Annotated in this window: 7 protein-coding genes; 6 read left to right on the plus strand and 1 reads right to left on the minus strand. The window is 65.3% G+C overall.

Features of this window, described 5'->3' with window-relative positions; genetic code table 11:
• Positions 1–20 precede the first annotated feature (20 nt).
• Positions 21–812, minus strand: coding sequence for an IclR family transcriptional regulator (locus SE92_RS26650; protein WP_063200097.1), 792 nt, complete (start codon positions 810–812; stop codon positions 21–23).
• A gap of 144 nt (positions 813–956) precedes the next feature.
• On the opposite strand from SE92_RS26650, the gene SE92_RS26655 reads away from it, so the two are divergent.
• From SE92_RS26655 to SE92_RS26680, 6 genes are read left to right on the plus strand one after another with little or no spacing between them, the layout of a single operon-like run.
• Positions 957–1,922: a Bug family tripartite tricarboxylate transporter substrate binding protein gene (locus SE92_RS26655; RefSeq protein WP_063200100.1), complete on the plus strand. Its 966-nt coding sequence runs from the start codon at positions 957–959 to the stop codon at positions 1,920–1,922.
• A gap of 2 nt (positions 1,923–1,924) precedes the next feature.
• Entirely contained in the window at positions 1,925–2,542 is a 618-nt protein-coding gene (locus SE92_RS26660) for a flavin reductase family protein (RefSeq protein WP_063200103.1), read from the plus strand.
• Between the two features lie 45 nt (positions 2,543–2,587).
• Positions 2,588–3,448 (plus strand): fumarylacetoacetate hydrolase family protein, encoded by an 861-nt coding sequence (locus SE92_RS26665; RefSeq protein WP_063200106.1) that lies wholly within the window; start codon positions 2,588–2,590, stop codon positions 3,446–3,448.
• Between the two features lie 3 nt (positions 3,449–3,451).
• On the plus strand, positions 3,452–4,255 hold the full coding sequence (gene hpaH / locus SE92_RS26670; protein WP_063200109.1) for a 2-oxo-hept-4-ene-1,7-dioate hydratase: 804 nt from the start codon (positions 3,452–3,454) through the stop codon (positions 4,253–4,255).
• Between the two features lie 24 nt (positions 4,256–4,279).
• The gene (locus SE92_RS26675; protein ID WP_063200113.1) at positions 4,280–4,675 is read left to right on the plus strand and encodes a RidA family protein; all 396 of its coding nucleotides are present in this window, start codon (positions 4,280–4,282) and stop codon (positions 4,673–4,675) included.
• A gap of 12 nt (positions 4,676–4,687) precedes the next feature.
• Positions 4,688–5,563 carry an amidohydrolase family protein gene (locus SE92_RS26680; RefSeq protein WP_063200116.1) on the plus strand — a complete coding sequence of 292 codons (876 nt, stop codon included), beginning with the start codon at positions 4,688–4,690 and terminating at the stop codon, positions 5,561–5,563.
• The last annotated feature ends 106 nt before the right edge of the window (positions 5,564–5,669 follow it).

Genomic DNA, 5,669 nt, shown 5'->3' on the forward strand with positions numbered 1-5,669 from the left:
CGAAGCAGCGCCCTCCGTGCTTAGCCTCCGATCGCCTGCTCGATCATCCGCGCCTCCCGCAGCAATATCTCCGCGACCTCTTGCTCGCGCCTTGGCCCGAGCCTCGTTCGAACGGCGGAGACCGTGATCGCCGCGGCGGGCTTTCCGTCCGGGGTCTTGATCCAGGTCGAGATCGATTTCGTGCCCTGCACGAGGCCGATCTCCCTCAGGCCGTATCCCAGCCGTCGCGCGGCGGTGACCTCGCCGAGGACGGTCGCCACATCCGTCTGGTAGGCCTGGAACCGCTTTTCGTTGGCTGCGACGATCTTTCGCGCCTCCTGTGCCGGCATCGCGGCAAGAATCGCGACGCCCGCGCTGGAGACGCCGAGCGGCCGGCGCGCGCCGACCTCGATCGACAGCACCTGGATCGGATAGATTCCGATGCGGCGATCGACGCACAGCGTGTCGTTGCCGGTGCGCACCGTCAGGAACAGCGTGTCGCCGACCTCGGTGGAGGCACGTTGCAGCGACGGATTGGCGGCAATCAGCAGCCGCGACGGCCGCGGCCGTGCCAGCGCCAGCTCCGGCACCTGGTTGCCGATGGCGTAACGTCCGGTGCGCGCGTTCCGCTCGACGATGCCTTCCTCGATCAGCACATGCACGATGCGATGCACGGTGGGACGGGTGAGGCCGGTCGCACGCACCACCTCGGCCAATGGCACACCGGCCTCGCGGCCTGCGGCGAGAATGCGCAGCACCGCGAGCGCGCGCCGGATGGCCTGCGCGCCCTGCCGCGGTTCCATGGCGTTGCGGGCTAGTCTGGTATTGTCCATATTATGGACAAGAACGCCACAATTCACTCGACAGGTAAAGTGCGCATCTGGAGATTGCGCTCCAATCGAGATGCCTTCCGCGTGCCTCAGCGCGACGCCTGCGGCATTCGAGGTGAAAATTGGAAGCGCCGCCGGGAGGTTAACATGAGATTAATCTGGATTGCCATAGCTGCTGCCACTGCGATGCTGGCGGGGCCGGCATCGGGCCAGCAATGGCCGGCACGCAACGTCAAGCTGATCGTGCCCTATCCCGCCGGCGGCAATGTCGACAGCGCCGCGCGCATCGTCGCCGACAAACTGCAGGAAAAGCTCGGCCAACCCTTCGTCATCGAGAACAAGGCCGGCGCCGGCGGCATGATCGCGGGCGAGGCTTTCGCGAAATCGGCGCCCGACGGCTACACGCTGTTCGTCGGCGCCAACGGCCCGGTGCTGTTCGCGACCGAGATCAACAAGCGTGAAGCCTATAATTGGAAAAAGGACTTCATGCCGATCTCGACCATCTCGATGACGCCGCTGGTGCTCGAGGTGCATCCGTCGGTGCAGGCGACGACGCTGAAGGAGTTCATCGATCTCGCCAAGCGCGAGCCCGGCAAGCTGACCATGGCGTCCCCGGGCCCCGGCACCACCAACCATCTGCTCAGCGAGCTGATGCAGTCCAGCCTCGACGTGCAATGGGTCACCGCGCACTATCGCGGCAACGCGCCGGCGATCAACGACCTGCTCGGCGGCCAGGTGCAGTTCGCGTTCGACCAGCTCACGGTCAGCCTCCAGCACATCAAGGCCGGCCTGTTCCGTGCGCTGGCCGTCACCAGCCCGCACCGCCTGAAGTCGCTGCCCGACGTGCCGACCTTTGCCGAGCTCGGCTACAAGGATTTCGACGGCCAGACTTTTACGGGCCTGTTCGCACCCGCGGGCACCCCGGCGCCGATCATCGACAAGCTGCACGAAACGCTGGCCGCGATCCTCAAGGATCCTGCCATCGTCGACAAATTTGAAAAGCTCGGCGGCGAAGCCACGCCGATGACGCCGGACGAATTCAAGGCCTATCTCGAGCGCGAGGACGCCAAGTGGATTCCGGTGGTGCGCAAGGCCAATATCACGGCCAACTGAGCATGCGGATCGATCCTACCGAACTCGGTGCCGAGCGCATCTACCGCCTGATGACCGGCATCGTGGTGCCACGCCCGATCGCCTGGGTGACCAGCCTGTCGCGCAAGGGCGTGCTCAACCTCGCGCCGTTCAGCGCCTTCACCTTCGTCTCGCAGAAGCCGCCGATGCTCGCCATCAGCGTCGGCCGCAAGGGCGCCGATTACAAGGACACCGCGCACAACATCCTCGATACCGAGGAATATGTGATCCACATCGCGGATGCGCCGCTGATGTCGGCGGTGCACGACTCCTCGGTCGAGCACCCGCCTGACATCAGCGAGGTCGAGCATCTCGGGCTCGAAACGCTACCCTGCGAGCTCATCAAGGTGCGCCGGCTCGCGGCAGCGCCGGTGGCGATGGAGTGCCGCTTCCGGCAGTGCCTGGAATTCGGTGACGCCAAGAGCCGGCTCATCGTCGGCGAGGTCGTGATGTTCCACATCCGCGACGGTCTCGTGAACGACGGCAAGGTCGAGACCAAGGCGCTCGACCCGATCGCGCGCATCGGCGGTCCCCGCTACGCGCGGCTCGGCGAGATCGTGACGCTGAACACCGTATTCCAGACCCCGAAATCGAAAGACTGAGCGCGCCCGCGTCGCAGCTCACCCGAACATCATTGGAGAACGACCATGCGCCTCGTAAGCTATCTCTTGGACGGAGAGCCGCGCTACGGCGCGGCCGTCGAAGGCGGTGTGATCGATCTGACCCGGCGCATCGGCCGTGACTTCTCCGACGTGCGCGCGCTGATCGCGGCCAACGCGCTCGCCGATGCGCAGGAAGCAGCCGCCGGACAAAAGCCCGACTACGCGCTGGACAAGCTCGTCCTGCTGCCGCCGGTGCTGGCGCCGGAAAAGCTCTGGTGCATCGGCGTCAACTACGCCGAGCGCAACGCCGAGTACAAAGACAATTCGGACCTGCCTAAATATCCGAGCCTGTTCGTGCGCAGCATGTCGTCGATGACGGGCTCCGGCCAGCCGCTGGAGAAGCCGAAAGTGTCGGACCAGCTTGACTACGAGGGCGAGCTCGTCATCGTGATCGGGCAGGGCGGCCGTCACATCCCGCGCGAGCAGGCGTGGTCGCACATCTTCGGCATGACGCTGTGCAACGAAGGCACGATCCGCGACTGGCTGCGCCACGGCAAGTTCAACGTCACCCAGGGCAAGAATTTCGATCGCTCCGGCAGCATCGGTCCGTGGATCGTCACGTCGGACGAGCTCGACCCGCGTGGTCCCCATGACATCACCACGCGCGTCAATGGCGAGGTGAGGCAGCAGGACACCACCGAGCGGCTGATGTTCCCGTTCGACTTCATCGTCTCCTATCTCTCGACCTTCGCAACCCTCAAGCCCGGCGACATGATCGTCACGGGCACGCCGACCGGCGCGGGTGCGCGCTTCGATCCGCCGCGCTGGCTGAAAGTCGGCGACGTCGTCGAGGTCGAGTCCAGCCGCATCGGCGTGCTGCGCAACACCGTCGCGGCGGAGCAATAGATCATGCTCGATAACGCCACGATCGAACGCCTTGCCGCACGCCTCGACGAGGCCGAGCGCACGAAATCGTTGATCCCGATGTTCACGAAGGAGTATCCGGATTTCAGCATCGAGGATGCCTACGCCGTTCAGCGCGCCTGGACCAAGCTCCAGCTCGGCCGCGGCCGCGTCATCAAGGGGCACAAGATCGGCCTGACCTCGAAGGCGATGCAGAACGCGGTCGGCATCAACGAGCCGGATTACGGTGTGCTGTTCGCCGACATGTTCTATGCCGACGCCACGCCGATTCCGTTCGATCGCTTCCACGCGCCGCGCATCGAGGTCGAGCTCGCCTTCGTGCTGAAGGCGCCGCTGCGCGGGCCCGACTGCACCATCTTCGACGTGCTCAACGCCACCGATTACGTCACGCCGGCGTTCGAGATCCTGGAGACGCGCATGCATCGCGTCGATCCCGAGACCGGCAAGACCCGCAAGGTCATGGACACGATCTCGGACAACGCGGCGAATGCCGCGCTGGTGCTCGGCGGCCGGCCGATCCGTCCGATGGACGCCGATCTGCGCTGGATCGGCGCGCTGCTGTTCCGCAACGGCGAGGTCGAGGAAACCGGCCTTGCCGCCGGCGTGCTCAATCACCCCGCCAACGGCATCGCCTGGCTCGCCAACCGTCTCGCGCCGCATGACGAGCATCTCAAAGCCGGCGAGGTCGTGCTGGCGGGCTCGTTCACGCGGCCGGTCGACATCCGCCGCGGCGACACGTTCCACGCCGATTACGGCCCGTTCGGCTCGGTGTCGTGCCGGTTCGCCTGAACCAACAATAAGAGGAAGCGCATCATGACAAGTGAGAAGCGGCGCAAGAGCATCCACATCGGCGGCTTCAAGCACGTCAATCCGATCCCGAACGCCTGCCGCATCGGCAATCTCGTGATGTCCGGCGTCATCCTCGGCCGCGATCCCGCGACCAATGCGATGCCGGAGAGTCTCGACGCGCAATGCGTCAACATGTTTGCGCATATGAAAGCGACGGTGGAGGCCGCCGGCGGCAGCACCGATGACATCATCAAGATGACGGTGTGGCTGAAGGATCGCGGCAACCGCGGTCCCATCAACGTCGAATGGCTCAAGATGTTTCCGGACGAGCATTCGCGCCCGGCGCGCCACGCGCTGCCGATGGACAACATGGACGGCGGCGCGCTGGTGCAGTGCGACTTCACCGCCGTGATCGACTGAAGGAGCACTTACATGCCGACCTATCTGCCGTTCGATCCCAATCCGCGCCGCCCGGTCAAGGCACCGCCGCCGAAGACCGTCGACAGCCAGTTTCACGTGCTGGGTCCGATCGAGAGATATCCGGAGCGTCCCGGTGCGGCCTACCGGATGCCGACCGCGACCTGGGAGGCGGCGCTGCGCATGCACAAGCAGCTCGGCATCGAGCGCGGCATCATCGTGCAGACCACGACTTACGGCGCCGACCATGCCGTCGTGCTCGACGGGCTCAAAGCGATGGGCCCGAACTATCGCGGCTGCGCCAACGCGCTGGTGTTCGCGGAGGCGAACGACGCCTATCTCGCCAAGCTGCATGATGCCGGCGTGCGCGGCGCGCGCTTCAGCTTCCGTCAGGAGCTCGGCGCCGTGCTGTCGGACGCCGATTTCGCCCGCGCCATCGCCCGCATCCGCGAGCTCGGCTGGTACGCCAAGATCCAGCCCGAGAAGGACGGCATCATGTCGAGCGTCGCCAAATACGAGAACCTCGACGTGCCCGTGCTGATCGACCACATGGCGCGGCCCGATCCCGAAGCCGGTAGAAACGATCCGAATTTGCGCAAGATGCTGGAGCTGCTGGCCAGGGGCAATTTCTGGGTCATGCTGTCGCTCGGCGAAAAAACCTCGAAGCTTGGTGCGCCCTACGACGACGTCATCCCGATCGCGCGCGCCTATATCGAGGCCGCTGTCGATCGCTGCGTCTGGGCCAGCGACTGGCCGCATCCCGTGTCGGTGAAGCAGCCGCCGAACGATGCCGATCTGCTCGAGCTGATGTACCGCTATGTCGCCGACCAGACGGAGCTGGAGAAGATCTTGGTGCACAATCCGGCAAAGCTGTTCGGGTTTGCGGATTAAAGGGCTCAAAGCTCGCCACGAACGCAGTGCGCTCCCTCTCCCGCTTGCGGGAGAGGGTCGGGGTGAGGGCTCTTTCCTCTCGGGGGATGTCCCGTTGCGGAGGCNC

It is taken from the genome of Bradyrhizobium sp. AT1, from assembly GCF_001590795.1.
GTDB lineage: Bacteria > Pseudomonadota > Alphaproteobacteria > Rhizobiales > Xanthobacteraceae > Bradyrhizobium.